Genomic DNA, 26109 nt, shown 5'->3' on the forward strand with positions numbered 1-26109 from the left:
CTGATTCCAGCGGTGGTTTACAGAGGCCAAGGTTATGTTTACGGGTATTGTTCAGGGCACCGCGCCCATTGTGGCAATTGAAGAAAAAGCGAATTTTCGCACGCATTTCGTTTCCCTGCCGGCGGCGATGTTGTCCGGTCTGGAGGAGGGCGCCTCCGTGGCGCACAACGGCTGTTGCCTGACGGTGAGCGGCATTAACGGCGACGTGGTGGCGTTTGATTTGATGAAAGAGACGCTGCGGGTGACCAATCTGGGCGATCTGCAGGTGGGGGATGAGGTGAACGTAGAACGCGCCGCCACCTTTAACGCCGAGATCGGCGGACATGTGATGTCCGGGCATATCATGTGCACTGCCGAGATTGTGAAAATCGTGACGTCGGAAAATAATCGGCAGATTTGGTTCAGAATGCCGGACAAAGCGCTGATGAAATATGTCCTGTATAAAGGATATATCGGCATCGACGGCATCAGCCTGACTATCGGCGAGGTGGCGGCCGATAAATTTTGCGTGCATTTAATACCGGAAACCCTGATGCGCACCACGTTGGGTAAAAAAAGGCTGGGGCAGCGGATCAATATTGAAATCGATCCCCAGACCCAGGCGGTGGTGGATACGGTGGAGCGTGTGCTGGCGCAGCGGGAAGCGGCGATTGCCGCGACGTTAAATACCCTTTAACACGCCTGCCTTGAGTGCGGTGTTGGCGGGCCTAGCGTGCCATGGGGCGCTCTGGCGGCCAGGAGATGGCCGCATCGCCCCCATCGGCGCGCTCTCCCTTTACCACGCCTGTCTTGAGTGCGGTGTTAAAGGGCCTGGCGTGCCATGGTATTAACGGGGTACGCGAATACCGCCATCCACGCCTTCCGGGCTGAATAATACCTGCCATAAATGGATATTGCGCGCGCGGAATGCCCCCGCGCAGGCATTCAGGTAATAACTGAACATACGGTAAAAACGGTCGGAGTATTTGTTGGACAGCGCCGGCCAGGCGGCGACAAAACGTTCATACCAGGCCATGAGCGTTTTGTCGTAATCAGAGCCGAAGTTATGCCAGTCTTCCATAACAAAATGCTTTTCGCTGGCATGGGCAATTTGCTGTACCGACGGCAGGCAGCCGTTGGGGAAAATATACTTATTAATCCACGGGTCGACATTCATATCGGTGATATTCGAGCCGATGGTATGCAGCAGGAACAGACCGTCGCGTTTCAGGTTGCGATCGATAACGTCGAAATAGGTGGCGTAATTCTTGGGGCCTACGTGTTCGAACATGCCGACTGAAACAATACGGTCAAATTGCATATCCAGATCGCGATAGTCCTGCAGCAAAATGGTGACATCCAGTCCCTCGCAGCGCGTTTGCGCCAGCTTTTGCTGCTCGGCAGAGATAGTGACGCCCTGTACCGATACGCCATAATTCCTGGCCGCGTAGGCGGCAAGCCCGCCCCAGCCGCAGCCCACGTCCAGCAGCGTCAGGCCGGGTCGCAGCTGCAGTTTTTCGCAAATCATCTTCAGCTTATCCTGCTGGGCTTCCTCGAGGGTGGTCGCCTGTTTCCAGTAGCCGCAGGAATATTGCATATAGGGATCGAGCATCTTTTCAAACAGATCGTTACCCAAATCGTAATGTTCTTTGCCCACGATCCAGGCCCGCTTGCGCGACTGGAGGTTCATCAGCCGGGCGGCGGCAATGCGTAAGGTATCTTTTAAATGATGCGGAAGTTTATTCTCCAGACCCGCCCTGAGAACACGCTGGAAAAAAATGTCCAGCCGCTCACACTCCCACCAGCCATCCATGTAACTCTCGCCCAATCCCAAAGATCCATCCTGCAATACGCGCTTAAAAAATCCCGGATTCTTGATTCGGATATCAAATGGTCTTGAACCATTGAGTTCAATACCGGCTTCAGAGAGCAATTCATGGACGATACGGTACCAATCATTATCATGAAAGCTCAGGTCTTCAACGCACGAGGAACTCATAGCTTCTCCATCACCTTTCTTCTGCAGTGCCCCGTCAGGAAAAGCACTCACCATGCCTGCGGGCTTTATAAGAATCCACGGTTATCCGTGGTGTCTGAAGTATCACCATCAACAGAGGAATATAAAGTAAACCTTAGACTGCGACTTAGCCGGGCGCTTTATAAAAGGGTGATGTCATGTTGGAAAACACGACATACTTTTATACAAATTTATTAGACAACTCGTTATAATTGTTAACGATATTGAGTATAAGCCTGCATTTTAATTTAGACAATAGCTAACGCGCTAATGTATTTCCCATTATAACTTAATGATTTCTCGCTGAAACAATAACTCTTTGCACAGAGATCATTATATGAAAAATCTTGTGTCCGAGGCGGACGGCGCTTTACATAGCAACAGACCCTGGAGGCGCCAGCCGGTTGCCCGGGCCTGGCGCGTGGCCTTAAGCGGGGAAGGGACCGTCTGCGACCGAACGGCGTTCAATCAGCGACGGATGGACTTCGATGGTTTTGGCGTTCTCGCGTTTGCTGGTAATCCTATCGAGCAGCATGGTAAGCGCCGCCTCGCCCAAATCCTCTTTAGGCTGATGGATGGTGGTCAGCGCCGGGCTGAAAAAGCACGAATTGCGCACGTTGTCGTAGCCGATGATAGAAATATCCTCAGGTACGCTCAGGCCCATTTCATTAATGGCGCACAGTGCGCCCATGGCCATAATGTCGCCGCCGCAGAAGACCGCGGTGGGACGCGGCGTTTGCGCCAGGATTTGTTTCATCGCCAGGTAGCCGGATTCAGGCTCGAAATTGCCTTGCACAATCCAGCGGTCGTTTAACGGGATGCCGGCCTCCGCCATGGCATGCAGATAGCCGCGGTGGCGGCCGCCGCCGGTGTTGCGCGCCAGCTGTCCGGGAATGGCGCCGATGGCGCGATGGCCGCGTTTAAGCAAATATTGCGTCGCCATATAACCGCCGGCAAAGGCGTTATCGATAATGGTGTCGGTAAAATCACGGCGGGCCTCACCCCAATCCATGACCACCATGGGGATATGCTGATATTCCTCAAGCATATCCAGCAGCGTTTCGGGATACTCGGCGCACATCACCAGCAGGCCGTCGACGCGCTTTTGCGCCAGCATCGCCAGATAGGCGCGCTGTTTTTCGAGATCATTGTGCGAATTGCACAATATCAGGGTATAACCGCGAGCAAAGCAATGGTGCTCAATCGCCTCGATAATTTCGGCGAAATAGGGCGCCTCGCTGGTGCTGGCGAGCAGGCCGATGGACTTGGTGCGATTGACCTTCAGGCTGCGCGCCACGGCGCTGGGTGAATAATGCAGTTGTTTAATGGCGTCCAGCACGGCAATTTGAGTGTCTTGCGCAACAAAACGGGTTTTATTGATCACATGCGAAACGGTGGTTGTCGATACATTAGCGCGTTTTGCCACATCTTTAATGGTTGCCATGCCTTTGATACTCCCGTACGCCCTGGCTGGAATAATGTCTGTCGAAGGCGCAAGCACTTTCCGACGCTGTGGAATTAACCGTTAATTTTCGTTCATCCCGCGCCAAAGTGAAAGTGTTAAATGTGGCGGCTACAGGTTGGGAGCAAGCTTTTTCATCGCTGTTATGGCAAACTGACGATAACTGCTCTGCGGGCCGGTGGATAAGGCCGGCGCCCTGGTTTACGTTAAGGAGATAGAATGGACAGCGATTTAAAAATGTCGTTACTGACCACGGTGTTCTCGCTGCTGGTGATTATTGTCTTCAGCTTTACCGCCGTCATGAACTGACACCCTCTCGGTTCAGATATAAAAAAGAGGAGCCTTGGCTCCTCTTTTTTTTCCGGCGCGCCTTCAGCGGATATTTTTCGGCGTGACCACCCGGCGGGCGCCCACGTAATGATCCTGCCAATAATCCTCACTCAGATAGCTGATACGGATATCGCTGCCGGTGCGGGGCGACTGGATAAAGCGACCATTGCCAAGATAGACGCCGACGTGATCCGCCGCGCCGCGATTGGAAATATGGAAAAAGACCAGGTCGCCGCTTTCCAGCTCGTCTTTCTTAACCGGCGCTGCGTCGCGCAGGTGGTACATTTCGTTGGCGGTGCGCGGCATATGGATGCGTACCACATCCTTGTAGGCATAATAAATCAGGCCGCTGCAGTCAAAGCCGGTATTAGGCGACATGCCGCCCCAACGGTAAGGCTTGCCCATTTGGGAGAGGAGTTTATTCATGGCGGTAAGCTTGGCGGTCTGGTAGCGTTTCTTATGGCTCTCGCTCATCTTTATCGGCTGATCGTTGGCCAGCAGTTCTACCGCCGCCTGATCTTTTATCATCCGGTGCCGGCCGTAACCTTTTTTATAGCCTTTTTTCGGCGGAGTGAAGGAGGCTATTTTTTTCGTCGCCGTGGTTTTTGATGCCTTGGCAAGAGGGGAGGTTTTGCTTTTCTTCGCGCCGGTTTTCACCACCGCGGGTTCCAAAGGCCGTTTCACGCCGGCTTTTTCATGCGCCGGTTCCGGCGATTTTTTAATGCTGGCTTTTTCACTGACGGCGGGCGCGCTGGCGACAGGTTTGCTTTTCTTGGCTATTTTTACCGGTTTGCGTTTGCGCCGGTCACCGGTTTTTGCCGCCGCTGCCTGGGATTTGCGCTGATCGGCATTGACGCCGGCGCTCGGCGCGGCATGTGCCAGGTTCAAAAACAACTGGGTAAAAAGCAACACAAAAAGCGTAAAGCATAAACGCATGATAAACGCTATCCTTATGTGGCCCAAAATAGGGGGTTATCAACACCTCACAGGAATTTAAGCTATTTACCTCGTCATTGCATCATCAATTCACTACTTATTGTGTATAAACGTGAATAAGTTCGATTTTGCTGCATTTAACAGCGTTCAGCGGCGCTTTATTCAACATATTTTGAGGGTGTGCACCGAATGTTTCAGCCCGTTTTGTTCGGCGGCAGGGGGTAAAAGCCGCTACAGTGATAGTATTGCCTGTCCTACGTGGGCGGGCCGGGAGTGAATTGACGCGCCTTTACCGCGCGGGCCGGCAAAAAAACGTTTATTTGTTTAGCCGGTAGTGGCTAAAATGAAGAGACTGCGTGTAATCCCGCACAGTGCAGATAAGGCCAGATGCTGGCTTGAGGAAGCGAGACAATGACGACGATTGAAAAAATTCAGCAGCAGATAGCTGAGAACCCGATTCTTCTTTATATGAAAGGCTCGCCAAAATTGCCCGGCTGTGGTTTTTCCGCACAGGCAGTACAGGCGCTTTCCGCCTGTGGTGAGCGTTTCGCGTATGTGGATGTCCTGCAAAATCCCGATATTCGCGCCGAGTTGCCGAAATTCGCCAACTGGCCGACCTTCCCACAGCTGTGGGTGGATGGCGAACTGGTCGGCGGCTGCGATATCATTATCGAAATGTATCAGCACGGCGAGTTGCAACCGTTGATCAAAGAGACCGCGGTAAAATACAACTCCCAGGAAAACCAGACCCCTTCCTGAGTTCCCCGGGACGCCTGCGGATAACCCCCGCCCCTTGCGGCGGGAGTTTTTAACCGCCGGACGCAAGCATCGGCTAGGCGTGCTCGCCGGCGGCAGGCTCGCCGACGGGGGGAACAGGCCAGCCGCCGAGACGTTTCCAGCGATTAACCAGCTCACAAAATAATTCAGCGGTGCGTTCGGTGTCATAGAGCGCGGAATGCGCCTGGCCGGCGTCAAATTCGATGCCTCCGGCCGCGCAGGCTTTGGCCAACACCGTCTGGCCCAGCACCAGCCCGCTGAGAGCAGCGGTGTCGAAGGTGGCAAACGGATGGAAAGGATTACGCTTTAATGCCGCCCGTCCGGCCGCCGCCATAAGAAATCCGTGGTCGAACCCGGCATTGTGCGCGACGATAATCGCGCGGTTGCAGCCCCGATCCTTAATGCCTTTGCGCACCATTTTGAAAATTTCATGCAGCGCCTCGTACTCGCTCACCGCGCCGCGCAGCGGGTTGGTCGGGTCGATACCGTTAAAGGCCAGGGCTTCCGGCTGCAGTTGCGCGCCGGGAAAAGGCTCGACATGGAAATGCAGGCATTGGTCGGTGACCAGCCAGCCTTCATCGTCCATGTTGAGGGTGACGGCGGCGATTTCGAGCAAGGCGTCGGTTGCGGCGTTAAAGCCCGCGGATTCAATATCGATTACCACTGGATAAAAGCCGCGAAAACGGCCGCGAAGGGTATTTACATCATCAAGTTCAGCCATGCCTGTTCTTAATTTTTAAGGAAAACAGCCCGCATTATGGCAAATTTTAGCGCCGGATGCATGGCGAATCCGCTCCCTGCTCCCCAGGAGAGCGGATTTGGCGGGGGCGGGCTGGTACTTTATCTGCCAAGGCCCTTGCCGGCATGTTTTTGTTCAATCAACTCGATTTTATAACCATCGGGATCTTCGATAAAAGCGATAACCGTCGTGCCGCCCTTGACCGGTCCCGCTTCGCGGGTCACCTTGCCGCCGGCCTGGCGAATGCGGTCGCAGGTAGCGGCCACATCGTCAACCCCGAGCGCGATATGGCCATAGGCGGTGCCCAGCTCGTAGCTATCGACGCCCCAGTTATAGGTCAATTCAATCACCGCGCCTTCCGTCTCCTCTGTGTAGCCGACAAAGGCCAGGGTGTATTTGTACTCCGTATTTTCGCTGGTGCGCAGCAGGCGCATGCCCAGGATCTGGGTATAAAAATCAATGGATTGCTGTAAATCGGTAACGCGGAGCATGGTATGAAGCAGGCGCATGATATCCTCTATAGACAATGACGACGTTTTATCCATCGCCTTTGGTGAGATCGTGGTTTAACAGTATATCCCAGACCTTCGGCGCGGTGGAGGAAAAGTAGTCCTGCCTTGCTTGCCCTGGCGGCCGGAGAACCGCGCGATTTCCCCCTGGCAAGCGATTTTTGCCGTCATAAGCTTGCCAGCCGGTGAAATAACGTCTTCAATAAAAGTTAAACAGGAGGGCACGTGCCGGAACAGCTTGAGTTTTTCATCATAACCAGTCCTTGCCGCGGCGTCTGCCAATCCGATGACCGTGGCTTTTGTCGTGGCTGCCTGCGCTCCCGCCAGGAACGTTTCGACTGGATCACGATGAACGACGGCCAAAAGCGCGAAGTGCTGCGGCTATGTCATCAACGCTACCTGCGCCAGCTGCGGGCCGGCAAGAGCACGCCCGCTGAACCCGCAGGTCCGGAACAGCCCTCGCTTTTTTAACACCCCGCAGGCGTGCAACCTTATTCCACTGAGTATCTTGAACGTCGGGATGGCGATTATCACAACCCCGGCACTCATAGTTAATTATTAATATGCACGCTAATAACTTGTTATTTATATATTGTTATTACATTATTAGACCGAATACATGACATAATGATATTTGTTATGTCTTCATTTAACTTAAATTAACAATAAATCACGATGAATGACAATAATAGTGATACAGTCATGAATAATCCGCTTGGCATACTATAGGCGTTGATGTGAGAATGCCGGGGCAACCAGTGCCAGGGACGGATTATATGAGGTTTCCAACGCTTACCCTATACTAAGCGGAAAGTTTTACGCAATGAAGGGCCGCAACCCTCGTCAAGGCTGACGACCGGCAAGGAGTAATGCGCTCAGCGGTGCTGTCCCATATTTCAAAGGAACAACATGGGTATTACATCTAGCTCAACTTAACTTCAACCTTATTCATATATATATATATTTGTAATTTGCCATTCCACCCATTAGAATGGATGGGAATCCAGGGAACAAGCTTAATCAGCTTAATTATAAGGAGAGAGAATTGGAATCGCCATTAGGATCTGATTTGGCGCGACTTGTTCGTGTTTGGCGCGCTTTGATTGACCATCGCTTAAAACCGCTAGAACTGACACAAACGCATTGGATCACGTTGCATAATATCTGCCAGCTTCCGCCGGAGCAGTCGCAAATTCAGTTGGCAAAGGCTATCGGCATTGAGCAGCCCTCATTGGTTCGAACGCTTGATCAGCTTGAAGAGAAAAAGCTGATCACTCGCCATACCTGTGCGAACGATCGGCGGGCGAAACGTATTAAATTGACGGAGTCCGCAGAGCCCATCATCAAAGAAGTGAACCATGTCATCAATAGTACCCGGGATGAAATCCTGACGGGTATTTCAGAGCAGGAGATTCATTTTCTGAGTAATATGATTGCACGGCTGGAGAAGAATATCCTCGAGCTTTATAATAAGTCCTGACATAGCGTGGTTCAACGACATGTTCTCTATAAAAAACCGGCAAATAGCGCCGGTTTTTTTATGCCAAGGTCTTTCGCTTGCGCCGCCGCGTTATGCGGCGGCGGGGCGGTAATTAACGCGGAGAAACCGTCACGTTGCGCCCGTTGCTGGCGATAGCCACGCGTTGTCCTACGCTGAACCGCGTATTTCCTTGTTTTTGCACCACCATGATAGTATTGCCGTCGTCTTTGCGCACTTCAAGTTCCACGCCCTGCGAACGGCTGGCGGCGCTGGTGACGCCCTGGCCCGCCACGCCGCCCGCCACCGCGCCGGCGGCCGTAGCCAGGTTGCGGCCGGTGCCGCCGCCGAGGGTATTGCCGAGGAACCCGCCCAAGACCGCGCCGCCGATGGCGCCGATAACGTTTGAATCCTCTCCGCCCTGGATTTGTACCGGCCTTACACCTACCAGCGTACCGTACGTCACGCTTTGTACCTGTTTAGCCTCATTGGCGGAATAGACATCACCGGAAAGACTGTTGTTGCTGGCACAGCCCGCCAGCGTCAATCCAGCCAGGGTGACCACGAGCAAACGTTTCATCATTGAAAAACTCCTGTTATACGCCGTTCGTCAAGGCAAACCGAGACAGAACAAATGCCAATGTTGTTGCAATCGTCAATAGTATCTGTTTCCAGGCGCTACTTCGATAGCCTACTGTAGTCGATAATATTGTAGAATTCATAAACAATGAATCAACAGACCTCTTTTCTTAATTATAGCAATGATTTTAACGCTAAGCTTTTGCCCGCCAGGTTATTTTATTGTAACAACTTCCAAAATTTGACGGCTTTTCATAGCCTGATTCATCAAACCTGTTTAACGTAGACATCCGGAATCGATAAATGAAATTTTTGCGAAGGAAAAGGGCAGGCCAATGAGAACAGGTCGCTATGTAGGCGTAATGTCCGGAACCAGCCTTGACGGCGTGGATGTGGTGCTTGCCGCCATCGACGAGCATACCGTGGCGCAGCAATACAGTTACGGGCATCCCATACCACAGGAGCTCAAACACCAAATTCTGGCCATATGCCAGGGACAATCCGTGACCTTGTCACAGGTGGGGCAATTGGATACCCGCCTGGGCATACTTTTCAGCGAGGCAGTGCTGGCCATGCTAGAGAGCGCCGGCGTGGCGGCGCACGAGATCACCGCCATCGGCAACCATGGACAAACCGTCTGGCATCAGCCGGACGCCGAGGCGCCCTGCACGATGCAAATCGGCGACAATAATCGCATCGCCGCCCTGACCGGCATTACCACCGTGGGGGATTTCCGCCGCCGCGATATGGCGTTCGGCGGCCAGGGCGCGCCGTTGGTGCCCGGTTTCCACCACGCGTTGCTGGCGCATCCCGGAGAGCGGCGCATGGTGCTCAATATCGGCGGCATTGCCAATCTGTCGTTATTGCTGCCCGGCCAACCGATCCGCGGCTACGACACCGGTCCCGGCAATATCCTGATGGATGCCTGGGCCTGGCGCCATCAGGCCGTTCCTTACGATAAGGATGCGGTCTGGGCCCTGGGGGGCAAGGTGCACCAGGGGCTGCTGCAGCAGTTGCTGGCGGACGGTTATTTTGCCCAGCCGGCGCCGAAAAGCACCGGCAGGGAATATTTTAACCTTGGCTGGCTGACGTATCAGCTCACCCATTTCGTGCCGATACCGCCCCGGGATGTGCAGGCGACGCTGCTGGAATTAACGGCCATGAGCATTGCGGAACAAGTGCTGCTATCGGGCGGCTGCGAACGTCTTCTGGTCTGCGGCGGCGGGGCGCGCAATCCGCTGCTGATGGCCCGGCTGTCCGCGCTGTTGCCCGGTATGGAGGTCAGTTCCACCGATAAATACGGCGTGAGCGGCGATGATATGGAAGCCCTGGCCTTTGCCTGGCTGGCCTTTCGCACTTTATCGGGTTTGCCGGGCAATCTGCCGTCGGTTACCGGCGCCAGCAGGGAAACGCTGCTGGGGGCCATTTATCCGGTATAAAGGTTTGCGTCCCCGCCGCCGCGCTTTTCAGACAGGTCCGCTTCAGCGGCGCGGCCGGGTTGATTAAGGTGGCCAGGAGCCGCGGCACGACGCGCGGCCCGGACGACCTATCCCGCCGCATGACGGCGGCGTAAACCAAGGGGAAACTATGATTAATCGGCTTATTATATTTGCCTGTGTGATTACCGTTACCGCCTGTAGCCAGTTCAATCGCGGCCCGGGCGAGCAAACGCTGCGTTATCAATGCGGCACCACGCCGCTGACGGTACGCCAACGCACGGAACCGGCGCAGGTCAGTTTTATTCTCGACGGCAAACAGCTTAACCTGCCGCAGGTGATGTCCGCCTCCGGGACGCGCTATAGCGATGGGCACTATACGTTCTGGTCGAAAGGCCCGAACGCGTTTGTCGAACGCGAAGGTAAAGTCATCATAAACGACTGTATTATCGCCGGTTGAACGGTGCTAAATGATTGAGATTTTTAGCCACGCGGCGCACAATAACGCCCTGGCCCGACGCAGAATATCACTATGACTGAACAAAAAATCGATATCGCCGCTTTGCGCCGCGAATATACCCGCGGGGGCTTGCGGCGCGCGGATCTGACGTCTGAACCGCTGACTCTGTTTGAGCGCTGGCTGCAACAGGCCTGCGAGGCGCAGCTTCCCGACCCCACCGCGATGTGCGCGGCGACGGTGGATGAACACGGCCAGCCCTATCAGCGCATGGTGCTGCTCAAGCATTTCGACAGCCGCGGCATGGTGTTTTACACCAACCTCGGCAGCCGCAAGGCCGGGCACCTGGCGCATAACTCCCGCATCAGCCTGCATTTTCCCTGGCATGCGCTCGAACGCCAGGTCATGGTGCTGGGACGCGCCGAGCGATTGTCGCTGGTGGAAGTGATGAAATATTTTCACAGCCGGCCCAAAGACAGCCAAATCGGTGCCTGGGTTTCCCGTCAATCCAGCCGGATATCCGCGCGCGGGGTGTTGGAAAGCAAATTTCTCGAGTTAAAGCAGAAATTTCAGCAGGGTGAAGTGCCGTTGCCCAGTTTTTGGGGGGGATACCGGGTGAATATTGATACAATGGAATTCTGGCAGGGTGGCGAGCACCGGCTCCATGACCGGTTTATCTACCAGCGCCGGGATGAGGGATGGGCGATAGACCGTCTGGCGCCCTGACGCCGCCGGCACATGACTTTAGGGTGCCTGGGCACCGATACTTACAGCAATAATGGAGTTTTTTGATGGCAAGCAGCAACCTGATACAACAATTGCAAGAGCGGGGCCTGATTGCCCAGGTCACGGATGAGGCCGCGCTGTCCGAGCGCCTGGCTCAGGGGCCGCTGTCGCTGTATTGCGGTTTCGATCCGACCGCCGATAGCTTGCACTTGGGACATCTGGTGCCACTATTGTGCCTGAAGCGTTTTCAACTGGCCGGCCACCGTCCCGTGGCGCTGGTGGGCGGTGCCACGGGACTTATCGGCGATCCGAGTTTCAAGGCCGTCGAACGTAAATTAAATACCGCCGAAACGGTGCAGGAATGGGTGGATAAAATCAAGCGCCAGGTGTCACCGTTTCTGGATTTTGACTGCGGCGAAAACAGCGCCGTGGCCGCCAACAACTACGACTGGTTCGGCAGCATGAATGTGTTGACCTTCCTGCGTGACATCGGCAAGCATTTCTCGGTTAACCAGATGATCAACAAGGAAGCGGTCAAGCAGCGGCTTAACCGCGACGACAGCGGCATCTCCTTTACCGAATTCTCCTACAACCTGCTGCAGGGGTATGACTTCACGTCGCTGAACAAGCAATACGGCGTCGAGCTGCAGATCGGCGGGTCGGATCAGTGGGGTAATATTACCTCCGGCATCGACCTGACCCGGCGCATGAACCAGAAGCAGGTTTACGGCTTGACCGTGCCGCTTATCACCAAAGCGGACGGCACCAAATTCGGCAAGACCGAAGGCGGGGCGATATGGCTGGATCCCGCCAAGACCAGCCCGTATAAATTCTATCAGTTCTGGATTAACACCGCCGACGCGGATGTCTACCGCTTCCTGAAGTTCTTCACCTTTATGCCCATGGAAGAGATTAACGCCCTGGAAGAGGAAGACCGTAACACCGACGGCGCGCCGCGCGCGCAGTATGTCTTGGCGCAGGCGGTGACCCGGATGGTGCACGGCGAAGCCGGGCTGGCGGCGGCGGTGCGGATTACCGACAGCCTGTTTTCCGGCTCACTGCAGGCCCTGACGGCCAACGATCTGGCGCAACTGGCGCAGGACGGCATGCCCACCATCGCCCTGAGCGACGGCGCGGATCTGCAGCAGGCGCTGGTGGATGCGGGACTGGTGCCGTCCCGGGGCCAGGCCAGAACCCTGATCGGCTCTAATGCCATCGCGGTGAATGGCGAAAAACAATCTTCGGCGGAGTATGTCTTCAGCGCCGCCGATCGCTTGTATGGGCGTTATACCTTGCTGCGCCGCGGCAAGAAAAACTACTGCCTGATCCGCTGGGAATGATTTTTATAACTGCTACAGGAGGCCGCCGGCCTCCTGCTTTGTGTCGATGCGGCCGCCAGGCCAAGGGCTTTAAGGCAACGTAATGAAGAATATTCTGTCTATCCAGTCCCATGTGGTGTTCGGGCATGCGGGTAATAGCGCGTCGGTGTTTCCCATGCGCCGCATGGGGGTCAATGTTTGGCCGCTTAATACCGTCCAGTTTTCCAATCATACCCAGTATGGTCACTGGACCGGTTGCGTGATGCCCGCCGCGCACTTAACCGAAATCGTGAAAGGTATTGCCGCCGTGGACCAGTTGAAAAACTGCGACGCGGTGCTGAGCGGTTATATCGGGGCGCCCGAGCAGGGCGAACATATCCTGGAGATTGTGCGCCAGGTAAAAGCAGCCAATCCCGACGCCTGGTATTTCCTTGACCCGGTAATGGGCCATCCGGAAAAAGGGTGTATCGTGGCTCCCGGGGTGGCGGAATTTCATTGCAAGCGCGGCCTGCCGAACGCCGATATCATCGCGCCCAATTTGCTTGAGCTGGAGCAGCTCAGCGGCCATGCGGTCAATAATATCGATGAAGCCATCGCCACCGCCCGCGAACTGTGCGCCCAGGGACCGAAGCTGGTGCTGGTAAAATACCTCAGCTATGCCGGCTATGATAAAAACAATTTTGAAATGCTGCTGGTGAGCAAGGAGCATGCCTGGCATACCAGCCGTCCGCTGGTGGATTTTGGCGATCGCCAGCCGGTGGGCGTCGGTGATTTAACCAGCGGCCTGCTGCTGGTCAACCTGCTGAAGGGGCTGTCGCCCGTCAAGGCGCTGGAGCATGTTACCGCCGCGGTGTACGAGGTCATGAAACTGACCAAAGAGATGAATGAGTATGAGCTGCAGGTGGTGGCGGCGCAGGATCAGATAGCCTTGCCGCAGCATCACTTTCCCGCCAAAGAGATCAAATAGGGTTAGTCATCTTTACCGGCGGCGTCATGCCGCCGTGAACGCTATTTCAGCCCTTCCGCCGCCAGCGCCGCGTCCACCGTGGGACGCGCCGCCACCCGTTTAAAATACCGCGCCACCGCCGGCGTCGCCGGTAAATCAAACTTCAGGGCCTGCGCCCAGGTCAGCATGGTGAACAGATAGGCGTCGGCCACCGTGAAGCGGGTGCCGAGCAGGTAATCGCCATCGGCCAACTCCCGATCCAGATAAAGCAATTTGGCGTCCAGCTGCTGGCGCAGCAGGCTTTTGTAATCCTCTGGCATATCGGGCTGCAGCAACGGGCCAAGGCTTTTATGCATTTCACTGGCCACGTAATTGAGCCATTCCATCGCCTGATAGCGGGACAAGGTGCCCGCCCGCGGGATCAAATGGCGATCCGGCACCAAATCCGCCAGATATTGGACGATGGCCACCACTTCAGTGAGCACGGTGCCGTCATCGAGCAGCAGGGCCGGCACCTGTCCCTTGGGATTTATCGCCCGGTAATCTTCGCCGTGTTCGGTTTTGAGATTGGCCAAATCCACTTTTTCTATCGTAAAGTCCACTCCCGCCTCACGCAGGGCGATATGCACGGTCAGCGAGCTGGCGCCGGGCTTATAAAAAAGTTTCATGGGGCACTCCTTAACGGGATGGGCGCGGTGTGATATCGCAGGATATTTCATCATGACAGGATACGTTTAACCATGGCGGCAAGATAGCGTCTTGGCAGGGATGGGACAAAAAAATATCATCATGTTTCGCCCTATGGCGGAACATGATGATAACGATAATACGATAGGGATTAGCCAACGATGGCGGGGGTATCGTCCGTCAGTGGGCCGTGGGGCGGGGCGGCGGCGGGAACGTCGTCCGGGCGCGACATGTGGTTAAGCCGTGGGGCGAATACCAGCATCAGCAGCGCGATCACGGCGGTGACGATACCGATTTGCATAAACACGTGGCCATACACCGCCAGCGAAAGCCGGGCGTCGGTCACGTCGGCGGGCACGGCCATCAGGTTGGCGACGTAGCCGGCGATAAGCGCGGCGGCGGCGGTGGTCAGGAACCAGGCGCCCATGATGAAACCCATCAGCCGTTGCGGCACCAGCTGCGCCACCATGGCCAGGCCCAGGCCGGAAATCATCAGCTCGCCGATGCTTTGCAGGGCATAACTGAGAATGAGCCAGTTCATGGAGACGATACCGGCGTCATTGGCAAAACGGGCGCCCAGCGGCAGGACAAAAAAGGCCAGCGAGCACAGCACCATGCCGGCGGCGAATTTAAACGGCATCGGCAGACGATCGCCCATGGCGTTGTACAATGCCGCCAACAGCGGGCTGGCCAGCATGATCCAGAACGGATTCAGGGCCTGGAACTGTTCCGGCTGGAACGACCAGCCGAACAGGCTGTGCCCCACATTGTGGATGGCGAAAAAATTCAGCGACGTCGGCATCTGGCTGTAAAGCACAAAAAACACCACTGCTTCCATCATCATTAAAAAGGCCACCAGCATCCGCCGGCGCGCCGCGCCATGCAGGGCGAAGGTCTCCCTGGCGAACACCAGGATGATCCCCACGGAAATCAGGCCCAGCACCCAGCGGGCGATGGTCTGGTGATGCAGCAGCCAGCTCGACAGGGCGATGGCGGCGGCGATGCCGGCGATAACGGCCGCCAGCCGTCCCCATTGCAGCGGGGCGAAATCCGGCTTGGAGCCGTAATCACGCACCCAGCTGCGGCAGACGAGGAAATTCACCAGCGTGATCAACATCCCCACCACGCTGAGCGAAAACGCGACCCCCCAGCCAAAACGGACCGCCAGCCACGGCGTCGCCAGGGTGGAGACAAACGAGCCGATATTGATCGCCATATAATACATGGTGAAGGCGCCGTCCAGGCGCGGATCGTCTTTACGGTAGCAGGTCGAGAGCAGCGAAGATGGATTCGCCTTGAACAACCCGCTGCCGACCGCGATGGTCGCCATGCCCAGGTACACCCAGGCGACGGCATGGCTGGAATAGGCGACCATGGTATAGCCCACCGCCAGCACCAGCGCGCCGATGACGATCACGCGCTTGGTCCCCAGCACCTTGTCGCCCAGCCAGCCGCCGATGGCGACAAAACCGTACACCAGTGCGCTGAACGAGGCGAACAGCGTGATGGACTGTCCTTCGGACATGCCGAGCATCTTGACCAGGTAGACGGCCAGGATGACCTGTAAGCCGTAATAGCCAAAGCGCTCCCATAACTCAATGGAGAAAATAAGATAAAACGATTTGGGCTGTTTAAATGCGTTGACGCTGATTTTTTCCGGTGGTGCGGTGTGGTTTGCCGTAGACACAAATACCTCGTTGCCGTTTTCACCGCGTTAGCGGCAAAAATAAGCAGGGGTGACGCCGTTGCCCGCGCCCCGTCTGCATTGTTATAAGATTAGTCTGAGGGGGGATCTTCCGGGTTTCAGCTCAATAGGCAAGGCTTGAATAATATCCCGTTACAATTAAATAAAAAAGCACGATGCCGGGTGAACGCGGCCTGGCAATGGCGTTTCATCATGAAACGCCACGGGAAGGCAGTGGTTTATCGTGCTGAAGACAGGCGCCTGCGTGTACCGGGTTAAGGGCACCGGCCTGGGCCGATGGCGGGATATTTACGCGGTGTCGCCATAGACCTTGTCTTTGTATTCGCACAGGTCTTCTATCAGGCAGGCGCCGCAGCGCGGCTTGCGGGCGACGCAGGTGTACCGGCCGTGCAGGATCAGCCAATGGTGGCAGTTAACGACAAATTCCGCCGGTACCACCCGCAGTAAAGCCTGCTCTACCTCCTCGACGTTCTTGCCGGGAGCGAACCGCGTCCGGTTGCACACCCGGAAAATATGCGTATCCACCGCAATAGTCGGCCAGCCGAAGGCGGTGTTGAGCACGACGTTGGCGGTTTTGCGGCCAACGCCGGGCAAGGCTTCCAGCGCCGCCCGATCCTGCGGCACCTGGCCCTGGTGGCGCTCAATCAGCATCCGGCAGGTCTTGATGATATTTTCCGCTTTACTGTTAAACAGGCCGATGGATTTGATATAGGACTTGATGCCGTCCACCCCCAGCGCCAGCATGGCCTCGGGAGTATTGGCCACCGGGAACAGTTTGGCGGTGGCCTTGTTAACGCTGACGTCCGTGGCCTGCGCCGATAACAGCACCGCGATCAGCAGTTCGAACGGCGAGGTATAATTCAGCTCGGTGGTCGGGTTGGGATCGTTGGCGCGCAGGCGGCTCAGGATAGCCAGTCGTTTGAGTTTATTCATCAGATTATGCCCGCGCCTGTCCGGCGTTTGGCACGCGCTCCGCCGCCGCGCGCCGCTGGCGGGCCTTCATCCGCTGGTCTATCAGGTATTTGGCGGCCAGCATGAATCCCAGGCCGATAAACGCGCCCGGCGGCAGCATGGCCAGCAAAAAGGGACTGTCCAAATGGAACACTTGCACCCGCAGCCCTTTGGCCCAGCTGCCCAGCAGAAGGTCGGCGCCGTCGAACAGCGTGCCGTTGCCAAGCACCTCGCGCATGGCGCCCAGCACCAGCAGGGCGCAGGTCGCGCCCAGGCCCATGGCCGCCCCGTCAAGCAGCGACAGGGCCACCGGATTGTGGGAGGCGTAGGCTTCCGCCCGTCCCACCACGATGCAATTGGTGACGATCAACGGAATAAATATCCCCAGAGACTGATATAGGCCGAAGGCGTAGGCATTCATCAGCATCTGCACGATGGACACCACGGCGGCAATGATCATCACATAAACAGGAATCCGGATCTCGGCGGGCACCCAGCGGCGGAAAGCGGAAATCCAGCCGTTGGTACAAGCCAGCACCAGCGTGGTGGCCAGCCCCAGCCCCAGCGCGTTGGTGACGGTATTGGACACCGCCAGCAGGGGGCATAATCCCAACAATTGCACCAGGGCGGAGTTATTGGTCCACAGCCCCTGGCGCATCAGGCGTCCGGCTTCACTCATCGGCGTTTTCTCCACAGCGGGGCAACTGGTCGATGTCGCCCGGCATACTCTGTAAATAGTCAGTGGTGCGTTTAACCGCGTTTACCACGGCGCGCGGGGTAATGGTGGCGCCGGTGAACTGATCGAACTGCCCGCCGTCTTTCTTTACCGCCCAGTTCCTGTCCTGCGCCGCGCCGACCTTTTTCCCGCTGAAATGGGTGATCCAATCGGAAATGCGCAGCTCGATTTTATCGCCCAGTCCCGGCGTTTCATGGTGTTCGGTAACCCGAGTACCCAGCACGTTGCCGGCAAAGTCGGCCCCGACCAGGAGCTGGATGGCGCCGGAATAGCCGTCCGGGGCGGTGGATTCGATGGCCGCCGCCGCCGGCCTGCCGTTTTTGCGCGCCAGATAGACCCGGTGCTGTTGCGCGTTGCCCAGGGCATCGTCGACCACCAGATAGCATTCAGCCAGCATATCATTATCATGCAGCGCCGGCGGCACGACCTGATCCAATAGCTGCTGTTGTTGCAATACGGCCTGGCGGGCGATGCCGGGTTCGGTCAGCCCATGCACCAGGGCCGTCAGGCCGGTGGTGAGCGCGGCGAACAGCGCCAGGGTAATACCGTGTTTGCGCATCATCCTGAACATCGGCGCTCCTTAGCGATGGCCGTATACGCGGGGTTGCGTAAAATAATCAATCAGCGGCACGCAGATATTGGCCAGCAGCACCGCAAAGGCCACGCCCTCAGGATAACCGCCATAGGTGCGGATGAGCCAGGTCAGAAGACCCGCCAGGGCGCCGAAAATCAACCGTCCTTTATCTGTCGTCGATGCGGTGATCGGATCGGTGGCGATAAAAAAAGCGCCCAGCATGGTGGCCCCGGAGAACAGATGCAGCAGCGGCGGGGCGCTGGCGCGCGCATCGCACCACCAGCCCAGGCTGGCGCAAATCATCAGCACCGCCAGGAAGCTGACCGGAATTTGCCAGTTGATCACCTTGCGCCAGAGCAGATAAAGGCCCCCTGCCAGGAAGCCGATATTGACCCATTGCCACCCCAATCCGCCCATCAGGCCGCTGTAGAGCGGTTGCCCGAGCAGCGCCAGCGCATCCTTCCCGCCGCGCAGACCGGTTTTAAAATTATCCAGCGGCGTCGCCTGGGTCATGCCGTCGAACCCGGCGCGCAACTGCTGCACATCCAGGCCGCCCGGCGTGTGGCCGGCGAAGATCAGCCATAAGGTGTCCGCAAGCGAAGCGGTATGCAGCCGCAGCCCCGCTTCCGGCAGCCAGCTGGTCATTTGCACCGGGAACGAGATCAGCAGCACCACATACCCGACCATGGCCGGGTTAAACGGATTTTGTCCCAGGCCGCCGTAAAGCTGCTTGGCGATGATAATGGCAAACGCCGTAGCCAGCACGATCATCCACCAGGGCGCCAGCGGCGGCAGGCTCAGCCCCAGCAGCACCGCGGTCAGCAGCGCGGAGCCGTCGGCAAGCCGTGGACCGACCGGCTGGCGGCGCAACGCCACCATTGCGGCTTCGGCCAGGCAGGCGGCCAACGCGGCCAGCAGGATTTGCACCAGGGTGCCGTAGCCGAAAAAATAGCTCAGGGCCAGCAGACCCGGCAGGCAGGCCGCCATGACCTGCAGCATGATGCGCCGGGTGCTTTGCCGGTTGTGGGTAAAGGGGGAACTTGCGATCCTGAAAGCCATTTATTCCTCGTGGGACCCTATGGTTGCCTCTGCTGCGGCCTTGCGGGCCTTGACCCTGGCGATGGCCGCCGCCACCGCGGCTTTGCGCGCATCGGCGGCATCGGCGGTCGCGGGATGCGACGTCGCCGTACTGTTGTCTGCGCCGGCCTGCGCCGGACGGGCGGTTGCGCCGGTACTGTCGCTTGCGGCATTTTTCGCTACGTTGTCACTTATTGGCTGCGCGCCGGACACGGCTTTGCGCGTTTTCACGCGCGCGATGGCCGCCGCTACCGCCGCTTTGCGCAGATCCGGCGTAGCCTCTTCGGCGCAAGCCGGCATGACGGTCGCCGCAGGCGGCCCCGACGGCTCTGCTACCGCCGCCGCGTCATGGCCGGCGTCGGGCAAGGCGTTTAGCGCCGCTTCTATCATCGGTTCGTCCCGCGCGTCAAGCTTGACAGCGGCCTGCCGGTGGCGCGCTTCACGCGCCTGTTTTTCCCGCTCGCGCCGCGCCAGCTTGGCTTCAAAGCGCGCCTTGGCCGCCCGCGCGCGCTGCGCTTCCAGATCCAAGGCGCGTATTTCCGCCTTTTCCTGCCGGTAATAGCGCACCAGGGGAATATTGCTGGGGCAGACATAGGCGCAGGCGCCGCATTCGATGCAGTCCGCCAGATGATGGCCGCGGGCTTTTTCGTGCTCCTGGCCACGGCTGAACCAATAGAGCTGTTGGGGAAGCAAACCGGCGGGACAGGCCTGCGCGCACAGGCCGCAGCGGATACAGGCTTGTTCCGGCTCCGGCGGGGCCATTTCGCTGGCCGCGGGGGCCATGATGCAGTTGCTGATCTTGACGATGGGCACATCCAGCACCGGCAGCGTAAAACCCATCAGCGGTCCGCCCATGATCACCAGCTGGCCCGGCTGCGGTGTAAAGCCGGCGTCGCGCAGCAGATGACCGACCGGCGTGCCCAGACGTCCCCAGACGTTGCCCGGACGCTTAAGCGCGTCGCCGGTCAGCGTCACCACCCGTTCGGTCAGGGCTTCGCCATCGATAATGGCCCGTTTAATGGCGAAGACGGTGCCGACATTCAGCATGACAACACCGATGGCGGCTGAATGGCTGCCGAACGGCACTTCCCGGCCGGTGAGGATCTTCGTGAGCTGCTTGGCGCCGCCGGACGGATATTTGGTCGGGATGACGCGCAGCAGGTAGCCGGCGCCATCAGCAATGGCCGCGGCCATCGCGGCGGCGGCGGCCGGTTTATTGTCCTCAATGCCGATGATAACCCGCGCCGGCCGCAGAATATGGACCAGCACATCGATGCCGCCGACTATCTCAAGCGCGTGCTCCTGCATCAGCCGATCGTCGGCGGTAATATAAGGTTCGCATTCCGCGGCGTTGATAATCAGGGTATTTACCGCGCCCAATCCGCCCTGTAGCTTGGCCGCGGTGGGAAAGCCCGCGCCGCCCAGGCCGGCGATGCCGGCCTGATGGATGCGTTCAAGCAAATAGCCGGCGTCCCGCTGACGGTAATCCGCCACGGGCCGGCGTTCGCACCAGCGATCTTCGCCATCGGGGGTGAGGATAACGCTGAGTTCCGCCAGCGCCGACGGATGGGCGGTGGTATGGGGCGTAATGGCCTCAATCGTTCCCGAGGTGGGCGCATGGATAGGCAGGGTGCGACCCCGCCCCTCGGTCAGGGGCTGTCCGCGCAGCACGCGGTCACCCGCGGTTACGCACAGTTCACCCTCCGGCCCCAGGTGCTGCTTAAGGGGAATAATGCATTTGGCCGGCAGGGGCGGACGGCGCAGCGGCACGCCGCTTGACTGGGTTTTCATTTCCGGCGGATAGATGCCGCCGGGAAAATCCCAGAGGCGATCCTTACGCAACGCGGCAAAGAGCTTAAACATGCTGTTCCATGGGGATGAGGCGGACCGGTATGGTGTTCAGATCCCATTTCCAGTTGTCGGTGGAAACCGCCACCGGCCGCATTTCGATACAATTGGTCGGGCAGGGGGCGACACAGAGATCGCAGCCGGTGCACAGGTCGCTGACCACGGTATGCACCGCCCGGGTAGCGCCGATAATGGCGTCTACCGGGCAGGCCTGGATACATTTGGTGCAACCGATACAATTGCCCTCATCGATCCAGGCCACCGTCGCCGCCGGCTGGCCTGCCGATGTTTCGTCGTCCAGGTATTGCGGTTCGATGTTCATCAGTCCGGCAATCTTGAGCATCGTCTGTTCGCCGCCGGGCGCGCATTTATTGATTTTTTCACCCTGGCCCGCCACCGCCTCGGCATAGGGACGGCACCCGGGATAACCGCACTGGGCGCATTGGCTTTGCGGCAGCAGCGCATCAATCTGCCCGGCCAGCGGGTCGCCCTCCACCCTGAAGCGGCGGGCGGCGTAGCCCAGCAGGGCGCCCGCCACCAATGCCAGAACGCTTAGCGATCCAATAGCCCACCATAGCGACAGCATCAGAATTTCACCAGACCGGTAAAGCCCATAAACGCCAGCGACATCAGACCGGCGGTGACCAGGGCGATGGATGAGCCCTTGAACGGCGCCGGCACATCGGCCACCGCCAGGCGTTCGCGAATGGCGGCGAACAGCACCATGACCAGCGAAAAGCCCGCCGCCGCGCTGAATCCGTAGACGGCGGACTGCAGAAAATTATGATTGAGGTTAACATTGAGCAGGGCCACGCCAAGCACCGCGCAGTTGGTGGTGATAAGCGGCAGGAAAATGCCCAGCAGGCGATACAGCGACGGGCTGGTTTTGCGCACCACCAGTTCGGTGAACTGCACCACCACCGCGATAATGAAAATAAACGAGAGGGTGCGCAAATAGGTGATGTCGAGGGGCAGCAGGATAAAACTGTTAATCAGCCAGGAAAAAATCGAGGCGAGCGTCATGACGAAGGTGGTGGCCATGCCCATACCCATTGCCGTTTCCAGTTTTTTGGACACACCCATGAAGGGGCAAAGCCCAAGAAATTTAACCAGAACGAAATTATTTACCAGCATGGTGCCGATAAACAGTAACAGGTAACCATTCATTGCCGTACCTAATTAAAAAGAAGCGACGTATTATCCGGCATCAAGTCCATTTCAACAACATAGTAATTGTAGGGTTATTATCGGGAGACCGATAAGGACAACGGCGGTGCTATGAGGCGTGGATAAAGGTGTTTTTAACCCGGCGCGAACGTTTAATATAGGGCACCATGGTCGCCGCGGCCAGCAGCGGCCAGAATAAAATGCGCAGCGCCAGTTCATCCGTGACCGGGGAAAAGGCGAAAGCCTTGAGCGCCAGCAGCACGCCCGCCAGCAGCCAGAGGATAAAAATTTTGGGAAAGCGGGTCGAACGGCGAAACAACAGGCGCAGGGTCCAAAAGGTGAACCCCCACATGACCAGCGTGGTGGCCATGGACGCATACCACTGCAGGGTAAAGACCGCCGCGATGGTGGTGCTGTCCGCCGTCGGGCGTTGCAGCAGGGCCAGCAGGAAAATCACCAGCATTATGCTGGCGCTGAGCAGGGCCATCAGCAGGTAGGCGGCCGGCAGCCATAACCAGCCGCCGATACGCGGCGCGGTGTTGATCGCGCTCAAACGACGTACCGCCAGACCGACTTCGGCACCTGGCCCAAATCGAATAAACGGCCGCCGGAGACCAGTTCGGCCCGGCGGTGATCCGCCGCGCGGTACATATTGATGATTTCCGCATCGTCAACCAGCGAATAATTGAGATGATCGAATAGTTTTTCCAGGCTTTCCGGCGTGCTGACACGGCGGAATGTTAATAAATAGTCGTACGCAGTCATGATTTGGTGTTCAGGGAAGGGAATAATAGCAAAGTAGTATATTCACTGCTGTCGGGGTGTCTAGATATTCCTGGGTTAAATATGAAAAAACGCGGCGGCAAGCGCATAGGCAACGCCTGGGACTGCTGGCAATCTCCCGTCTTTCTTGTATGAGTATGTGAACTTTGCCAGCCAGCCAGGCTTGGCATTTAATCTCGAACTGTGGACGATGGATTTACTTTGCAAATAAGGATCAATACATGAAGATTCGCTTTCCGCCCAAACTGGTTCCAGGGGATTTGATTGCTATAACCGCCCCATCATCTGGGGTGCCGCAGCATTTGCATCCTCGGTTGGACCTCGCCATAAATAACCTTATAAAAAAAGGATTTAGGGTAGTTGAAGGCGATTGCTTACGGTCGCAGTATAAAAATAAAAGCGCCTGCAAAATTTCGCGGGCGGAAGAACTGATGTTTTATCTAACCCATCCTGAGGTAAAGGCGGTTATGCCCCCATGGGGAGGCGATCTGGCAATCGAATTACTCGAGTTACTTGATTTCGAACGGTTAGCCCGGACTGAACCCAAATGGTTTGTCGGTTTTTCAGATTTATGTACATTTCATTTCCCGCTGACAACGCTTTCTGGCTGGGCAACAGTGCATGGACCAAACCTGATGGATCTTGGTGCGAAAGAGTTAGATTCGACCACGCAAGCGATATGGAGCATTCTGGAGAGTGACCGGGGGGCTGTATGTGAACAGCACGCGTCAGCAGCATTTCAAATGAACGAAAATCAATGGGGCCCGGCATCAGATGCTGGTTTTCATCTGACACAAAAAACACAGTGGCAGCGCCTTGATGGCGTCACTTCTTCCGCCCGTTTTCAAGGCCGTCTGATTGGCGGATGTCTGGAAATCATATCGAGGTTAGCAGGTACCTCCTTCGGTAATCTACCCTTGTTCCAGGCACAAAATAGTAACGAAGGGGTGATCCTGTATTTTGAAAATGTGGAAATGGGCCCCTGCGAGTTAACGCGGGCATTATTTAGTTTACGCTTGCATGGCTGGTTCAGTGACTTAAAGGGTGTGCTTATAGGCAGAAGTGCGGCGCCGGCCGTGAACGACCCAACACAACAAAATTATTTGGATGCCCTACATGCCGCCCTTGGGGACCTTGCCGTTCCTGTGCTGTATGACGTGGATATAGGCCATATTCCGCCTCAAATTTCTCTGGTCAACGGCGCAAGTGCCACGGTCCTTTTCACTGAAAAGGGGAGTTCAGTCACTCAGCAGTTGTAAGTCAAAAGGCACGTCCAGGCAGTCGCTATAATAACACAACAGGCAGGCGCAACCCCGCCGACGAAACCGTCGCAGAGGCGATATAAACCCTGCCGCGAGCGAGCCGCGGCAGGACTGACGTCGTCGCTATTTAGCGCAGAGCTTGTAGTAAAGCTCATTCCAGCGCAATGCGTCCTTGAACGCCGGGATGCGCGTGTCGTTGTCGATCACCAGCAGCTCGATATTATTCATTTCCGCGTATAAGCGCATATGGTCGAGATCGAGCGCCTGGCTGAATACCGTGTGGTGCGCGCCGCCGGCCAGGATCCAGGCTTCGGCCGCCACTTCCAGCGACGGCTGCGCTTTCCATACCGCCCGGGCGACCGGCAGCTTAGGCAGCGGATGCGGCTGTTCGATGGCATCCACGACGCTTACCAGCATGCGAAAACGATCGCCCATATCGATTACCGAGGCGTTGACCGCCTGGCCGGCCGGGGTGGAGAACAGCAGCCGCGCCGGATCGGCTTTGCCGCCGATGCCGAGGAACTGCACGTCCAGCGTGGGTTTTTCTTCCTTGGCGATGCTTGGGCACACTTCCAGCATGTGCGATCCGAGGGCGAGGTTATTACCCGGCTGGAAGTGATAAGTGTAATCCTCCATAAAGGAGGTGCCGCCCGGCAGGCCGCTGGCCATCACCTTCAGGATGCGCAGCAGCGCGGCGGTTTTCCAGTCGCCTTCGCCGCCGAAGCCATATCCCTGCTGCATCAGGCGCTGTACCGCCAGGCCAGGCAACTGCTTCAGCCCGTGCAGGTTTTCAAAGTTGGAGGTAAAGGCTTTGGCGCCCACCTGTTCCAGGAAACGTTTCAGCCCCAGTTCAATACGTGCGGCGTCCAGCAGGTTTTCACGTTTTTCGCCGTTGACCTTGATTTTATCGGTAAGGATATAGGACGCTTCGTACTCCGCCACCAGGGTATCGATATCCCCCTTGGACACTTCGTTCACCACGCTGACCAGGTCGCCCAGGCCGTACGCGGTCACCGAGTAGCCGAACTGGATCTGCGCGCCGACCTTGTTGCCTTCGGTGACCGCCACTTCACGCATATTGTCGCCAAAACGGGCGACGATCAGCTGCTGGCTTTCCTGTTTGGCGGCGGCGGCGCGCATCCATTTGGCGATGGTCAGATGCGCCTGCTTATCCTGCCAGTGGCCGACCACCACCTGGTGATTAAGGTGCATGCGTGCGCCGATAAACCCGAACTCGCGGCCGCCATGGGCGGTCTGGTTAAGGTTCATAAAGTCCATATCCATGGTTTCCCAGGGGATCTGCGCGTTATATTGGGTATGGAACTGCAGCAGGGGCTTGTTGAGGATGCTCAGGCCGCCGATCCACATCTTGGCGGGTGAAAACGTATGCAGCCAGGTGAGCAGGCCGATACAGTGGGTATCGTAATTGGCTTCACGACACAGCGCGAGAATCTCATCGGGCGATTTGACCAAAGGTTTCAAGACCAGCTTGACCGGCAGGCCGGCCTCGTTATTAAGACCCTGGACCACCGTTTGTGCATGGTCGGCGACCTGGCGCAGGGTTTCCGGGCCATAAAGATGTTGACTGCCGATGACGAACCAGACTTCGTGCTGCTTAAAATTATCCATG

At 57.1% G+C, this 26109-nt stretch carries 28 protein-coding genes and 1 pseudogene; 11 read left to right on the forward strand and 18 right to left on the reverse strand.

Annotated features, from left to right (window positions below):
- Positions 1 to 34 precede the first annotated feature (34 nt).
- Positions 35 to 676: a riboflavin synthase subunit alpha gene (locus tag ACL2XM_RS08960; RefSeq protein ID WP_410015021.1), complete on the forward strand. Its 642-nt coding sequence runs from the start codon at positions 35 to 37 to the stop codon at positions 674 to 676.
- A gap of 150 nt (positions 677 to 826) precedes the next feature.
- On the opposite strand, the gene cfa is transcribed toward ACL2XM_RS08960, so the two are convergent.
- Together cfa and purR are read right to left on the reverse strand one after the other, a co-directional pair.
- The gene (cfa, locus tag ACL2XM_RS08965) at positions 827 to 1978 is read right to left on the reverse strand and encodes a cyclopropane fatty acyl phospholipid synthase (RefSeq protein ID WP_413722897.1); all 1152 of its coding nucleotides are present in this window, start codon (positions 1976 to 1978) and stop codon (positions 827 to 829) included.
- Positions 1979 to 2423: 445 nt separating this feature from the next.
- Entirely contained in the window at positions 2424 to 3440 is a 1017-nt protein-coding gene (gene purR, locus ACL2XM_RS08970; protein WP_410015023.1) for an HTH-type transcriptional repressor PurR, read from the reverse strand.
- A gap of 237 nt (positions 3441 to 3677) precedes the next feature.
- Between purR and ACL2XM_RS08975 the strand changes: the two genes are divergently transcribed.
- Positions 3678 to 3767, forward strand: coding sequence for a YnhF family membrane protein (locus ACL2XM_RS08975; RefSeq protein ID WP_162365808.1), 90 nt, complete (start codon positions 3678 to 3680; stop codon positions 3765 to 3767).
- Between the two features lie 63 nt (positions 3768 to 3830).
- Here the strand turns inward: ACL2XM_RS08975 and ACL2XM_RS08980 are convergent, their stop codons facing one another.
- Entirely contained in the window at positions 3831 to 4724 is an 894-nt protein-coding gene (locus ACL2XM_RS08980; protein WP_413732758.1) for an NlpC/P60 family protein, read from the reverse strand.
- Between the two features lie 411 nt (positions 4725 to 5135).
- Between ACL2XM_RS08980 and ACL2XM_RS08985 the strand changes: the two genes are divergently transcribed.
- On the forward strand, positions 5136 to 5483 hold the full coding sequence (locus tag ACL2XM_RS08985) for a Grx4 family monothiol glutaredoxin (protein ID WP_410015025.1): 348 nt from the start codon (positions 5136 to 5138) through the stop codon (positions 5481 to 5483).
- Positions 5484 to 5556: 73 nt separating this feature from the next.
- Here the strand turns inward: ACL2XM_RS08985 and rnt are convergent, their stop codons facing one another.
- Together rnt and gloA are read right to left on the reverse strand one after the other, a co-directional pair.
- Complete coding sequence (rnt, locus tag ACL2XM_RS08990) at positions 5557 to 6222, reverse strand: ribonuclease T (RefSeq protein ID WP_410015026.1); 666 nt, start codon at positions 6220 to 6222, stop codon at positions 5557 to 5559.
- Positions 6223 to 6341: 119 nt separating this feature from the next.
- Entirely contained in the window at positions 6342 to 6749 is a 408-nt protein-coding gene (gene gloA / locus ACL2XM_RS08995) for a lactoylglutathione lyase (RefSeq protein ID WP_413728399.1), read from the reverse strand.
- A 225-nt stretch (positions 6750 to 6974) separates the two neighbouring features.
- Here gloA and ACL2XM_RS09000 point away from each other — a divergent pair, with 225 nt between their 5' ends.
- Positions 6975 to 7220, forward strand: a complete 246-nt coding sequence (locus ACL2XM_RS09000; protein ID WP_410015028.1) for a DUF1289 domain-containing protein — start codon at positions 6975 to 6977, stop codon at positions 7218 to 7220.
- Positions 7221 to 7794: 574 nt separating this feature from the next.
- Positions 7795 to 8229 carry a transcriptional regulator SlyA gene (slyA, locus tag ACL2XM_RS09005; protein WP_162365814.1) on the forward strand — a complete coding sequence of 145 codons (435 nt, stop codon included), beginning with the start codon at positions 7795 to 7797 and terminating at the stop codon, positions 8227 to 8229.
- Between the two features lie 112 nt (positions 8230 to 8341).
- On the opposite strand, the gene slyB is transcribed toward slyA, so the two are convergent.
- Positions 8342 to 8809, reverse strand: a complete 468-nt coding sequence (slyB, locus tag ACL2XM_RS09010; protein WP_410015029.1) for an outer membrane lipoprotein SlyB — start codon at positions 8807 to 8809, stop codon at positions 8342 to 8344.
- Positions 8810 to 9140: 331 nt separating this feature from the next.
- Here slyB and anmK point away from each other — a divergent pair, with 331 nt between their 5' ends.
- From anmK to pdxY, 5 genes are all read left to right on the forward strand, one after another.
- Complete coding sequence (gene anmK / locus ACL2XM_RS09015; RefSeq protein ID WP_410015030.1) at positions 9141 to 10244, forward strand: anhydro-N-acetylmuramic acid kinase; 1104 nt, start codon at positions 9141 to 9143, stop codon at positions 10242 to 10244.
- Between the two features lie 148 nt (positions 10245 to 10392).
- Entirely contained in the window at positions 10393 to 10701 is a 309-nt protein-coding gene (locus tag ACL2XM_RS09020; protein ID WP_410015031.1) for an MliC family protein, read from the forward strand.
- A 72-nt stretch (positions 10702 to 10773) separates the two neighbouring features.
- Entirely contained in the window at positions 10774 to 11424 is a 651-nt protein-coding gene (gene pdxH / locus ACL2XM_RS09025; protein WP_413722894.1) for a pyridoxamine 5'-phosphate oxidase, read from the forward strand.
- Positions 11425 to 11489: 65 nt separating this feature from the next.
- On the forward strand, positions 11490 to 12764 hold the full coding sequence (tyrS, locus tag ACL2XM_RS09030; protein ID WP_410015033.1) for a tyrosine--tRNA ligase: 1275 nt from the start codon (positions 11490 to 11492) through the stop codon (positions 12762 to 12764).
- An 82-nt stretch (positions 12765 to 12846) separates the two neighbouring features.
- A complete protein-coding gene (pdxY, locus tag ACL2XM_RS09035; RefSeq protein WP_410015034.1) occupies positions 12847 to 13710 on the forward strand; it encodes a pyridoxal kinase PdxY in 864 nt (287 codons plus the stop codon).
- Positions 13711 to 13751: 41 nt separating this feature from the next.
- Here the strand turns inward: pdxY and gstA are convergent, their stop codons facing one another.
- From gstA to ydgT, 11 genes and pseudogenes are all read right to left on the reverse strand, one after another.
- Complete coding sequence (gene gstA, locus ACL2XM_RS09040; RefSeq protein ID WP_410015035.1) at positions 13752 to 14357, reverse strand: glutathione transferase GstA; 606 nt, start codon at positions 14355 to 14357, stop codon at positions 13752 to 13754.
- A 170-nt stretch (positions 14358 to 14527) separates the two neighbouring features.
- A complete protein-coding gene (dtpA, locus tag ACL2XM_RS09045; RefSeq protein ID WP_413722893.1) occupies positions 14528 to 16063 on the reverse strand; it encodes a dipeptide/tripeptide permease DtpA in 1536 nt (511 codons plus the stop codon).
- Positions 16064 to 16369: 306 nt separating this feature from the next.
- Entirely contained in the window at positions 16370 to 17014 is a 645-nt protein-coding gene (nth, locus tag ACL2XM_RS09050; protein ID WP_410015037.1) for an endonuclease III, read from the reverse strand.
- A gap of 4 nt (positions 17015 to 17018) precedes the next feature.
- The gene (locus tag ACL2XM_RS09055; RefSeq protein WP_410015038.1) at positions 17019 to 17711 is read right to left on the reverse strand and encodes an electron transport complex subunit E; all 693 of its coding nucleotides are present in this window, start codon (positions 17709 to 17711) and stop codon (positions 17019 to 17021) included.
- The gene (gene rsxG / locus ACL2XM_RS09060) at positions 17704 to 18339 is read right to left on the reverse strand and encodes an electron transport complex subunit RsxG (protein WP_413732760.1); all 636 of its coding nucleotides are present in this window, start codon (positions 18337 to 18339) and stop codon (positions 17704 to 17706) included. The genes ACL2XM_RS09055 and rsxG overlap by 8 nt, the downstream gene beginning before the upstream one ends.
- A 9-nt stretch (positions 18340 to 18348) precedes the next feature.
- Complete coding sequence (gene rsxD / locus ACL2XM_RS09065; RefSeq protein ID WP_413732762.1) at positions 18349 to 19401, reverse strand: electron transport complex subunit RsxD; 1053 nt, start codon at positions 19399 to 19401, stop codon at positions 18349 to 18351.
- Between the two features lie 24 nt (positions 19402 to 19425).
- Positions 19426 to 21282 (reverse strand): annotated as a pseudogene (gene rsxC / locus ACL2XM_RS09070) (electron transport complex subunit RsxC); the annotation flags it as partial.
- A complete protein-coding gene (gene rsxB, locus ACL2XM_RS09075; RefSeq protein ID WP_410015041.1) occupies positions 21275 to 21853 on the reverse strand; it encodes an electron transport complex subunit RsxB in 579 nt (192 codons plus the stop codon). The gene rsxB and the pseudogene rsxC, both read right to left, overlap by 8 nt.
- On the reverse strand, positions 21853 to 22434 hold the full coding sequence (gene rsxA / locus ACL2XM_RS09080; RefSeq protein ID WP_410015042.1) for an electron transport complex subunit RsxA: 582 nt from the start codon (positions 22432 to 22434) through the stop codon (positions 21853 to 21855). The genes rsxB and rsxA overlap by 1 nt, the downstream gene beginning before the upstream one ends.
- A 109-nt stretch (positions 22435 to 22543) precedes the next feature.
- Positions 22544 to 22987: a DUF2569 domain-containing protein gene (locus tag ACL2XM_RS09085; RefSeq protein ID WP_413722889.1), complete on the reverse strand. Its 444-nt coding sequence runs from the start codon at positions 22985 to 22987 to the stop codon at positions 22544 to 22546.
- Positions 22984 to 23199, reverse strand: coding sequence for a transcription modulator YdgT (gene ydgT / locus ACL2XM_RS09090; RefSeq protein ID WP_331120310.1), 216 nt, complete (start codon positions 23197 to 23199; stop codon positions 22984 to 22986). The genes ACL2XM_RS09085 and ydgT overlap by 4 nt, the downstream gene beginning before the upstream one ends.
- A 239-nt stretch (positions 23200 to 23438) precedes the next feature.
- Between ydgT and ACL2XM_RS09095 the strand changes: the two genes are divergently transcribed.
- A complete protein-coding gene (locus ACL2XM_RS09095) occupies positions 23439 to 24476 on the forward strand; it encodes a S66 peptidase family protein (protein ID WP_413722888.1) in 1038 nt (345 codons plus the stop codon).
- A 126-nt stretch (positions 24477 to 24602) separates the two neighbouring features.
- Here ACL2XM_RS09095 and araA read toward each other — a convergent pair whose 3' ends face one another.
- Positions 24603 to 26108 (reverse strand): L-arabinose isomerase, encoded by a 1506-nt coding sequence (araA, locus tag ACL2XM_RS09100; RefSeq protein WP_410015045.1) that lies wholly within the window; start codon positions 26106 to 26108, stop codon positions 24603 to 24605.
- Position 26109: the final 1 nt, after the last annotated feature.

It is taken from the genome of Sodalis sp. RH20 (assembly GCF_047324205.1).
In the GTDB taxonomy this organism is placed as follows: domain Bacteria; phylum Pseudomonadota; class Gammaproteobacteria; order Enterobacterales; family Enterobacteriaceae; genus Acerihabitans.

Excerpts from the sequence above, each read along its gene's own strand:
- tyrS (WP_410015033.1), top strand. The coding sequence starts at position 11,490 with ATGGCAAGCAGCAACCTGATACAACAATTGCAAGAGCGGGGCCTGATT.
- ACL2XM_RS09055 (WP_410015038.1), bottom strand. The coding sequence starts at position 17,711 with ATGAGTGAAGCCGGACGCCTGATGCGCCAGGGGCTGTGGACCAATAAC.
- pdxY (WP_410015034.1), top strand. The coding sequence starts at position 12,847 with ATGAAGAATATTCTGTCTATCCAGTCCCATGTGGTGTTCGGGCATGCG.
- ACL2XM_RS08985 (WP_410015025.1), top strand. The coding sequence starts at position 5,136 with ATGACGACGATTGAAAAAATTCAGCAGCAGATAGCTGAGAACCCGATT.
- araA (WP_410015045.1), bottom strand. The coding sequence starts at position 26,108 with ATGGATAATTTTAAGCAGCACGAAGTCTGGTTCGTCATCGGCAGTCAA.
- nth (WP_410015037.1), bottom strand. The coding sequence starts at position 17,014 with ATGAATAAACTCAAACGACTGGCTATCCTGAGCCGCCTGCGCGCCAAC.
- rnt (WP_410015026.1), bottom strand. The coding sequence starts at position 6,222 with ATGGCTGAACTTGATGATGTAAATACCCTTCGCGGCCGTTTTCGCGGC.
- pdxH (WP_413722894.1), top strand. The coding sequence starts at position 10,774 with ATGACTGAACAAAAAATCGATATCGCCGCTTTGCGCCGCGAATATACC.
- gstA (WP_410015035.1), bottom strand. The coding sequence starts at position 14,357 with ATGAAACTTTTTTATAAGCCCGGCGCCAGCTCGCTGACCGTGCATATC.
- gloA (WP_413728399.1), bottom strand. The coding sequence starts at position 6,749 with ATGCGCCTGCTTCATACCATGCTCCGCGTTACCGATTTACAGCAATCC.
- anmK (WP_410015030.1), top strand. The coding sequence starts at position 9,141 with ATGAGAACAGGTCGCTATGTAGGCGTAATGTCCGGAACCAGCCTTGAC.
- ACL2XM_RS08960 (WP_410015021.1), top strand. The coding sequence starts at position 35 with ATGTTTACGGGTATTGTTCAGGGCACCGCGCCCATTGTGGCAATTGAA.
- rsxD (WP_413732762.1), bottom strand. The coding sequence starts at position 19,401 with ATGGCTTTCAGGATCGCAAGTTCCCCCTTTACCCACAACCGGCAAAGC.
- purR (WP_410015023.1), bottom strand. The coding sequence starts at position 3,440 with ATGGCAACCATTAAAGATGTGGCAAAACGCGCTAATGTATCGACAACC.
- ACL2XM_RS08980 (WP_413732758.1), bottom strand. The coding sequence starts at position 4,724 with ATGCGTTTATGCTTTACGCTTTTTGTGTTGCTTTTTACCCAGTTGTTT.
- ACL2XM_RS09095 (WP_413722888.1), top strand. The coding sequence starts at position 23,439 with ATGAAGATTCGCTTTCCGCCCAAACTGGTTCCAGGGGATTTGATTGCT.
- rsxG (WP_413732760.1), bottom strand. The coding sequence starts at position 18,339 with ATGTTCAGGATGATGCGCAAACACGGTATTACCCTGGCGCTGTTCGCC.
- rsxA (WP_410015042.1), bottom strand. The coding sequence starts at position 22,434 with ATGAATGGTTACCTGTTACTGTTTATCGGCACCATGCTGGTAAATAAT.
- ydgT (WP_331120310.1), bottom strand. The coding sequence starts at position 23,199 with ATGACTGCGTACGACTATTTATTAACATTCCGCCGTGTCAGCACGCCG.
- ACL2XM_RS09020 (WP_410015031.1), top strand. The coding sequence starts at position 10,393 with ATGATTAATCGGCTTATTATATTTGCCTGTGTGATTACCGTTACCGCC.
- cfa (WP_413722897.1), bottom strand. The coding sequence starts at position 1,978 with ATGAGTTCCTCGTGCGTTGAAGACCTGAGCTTTCATGATAATGATTGG.
- rsxB (WP_410015041.1), bottom strand. The coding sequence starts at position 21,853 with ATGCTGTCGCTATGGTGGGCTATTGGATCGCTAAGCGTTCTGGCATTG.
- slyB (WP_410015029.1), bottom strand. The coding sequence starts at position 8,809 with ATGATGAAACGTTTGCTCGTGGTCACCCTGGCTGGATTGACGCTGGCG.
- ACL2XM_RS08975 (WP_162365808.1), top strand. The coding sequence starts at position 3,678 with ATGGACAGCGATTTAAAAATGTCGTTACTGACCACGGTGTTCTCGCTG.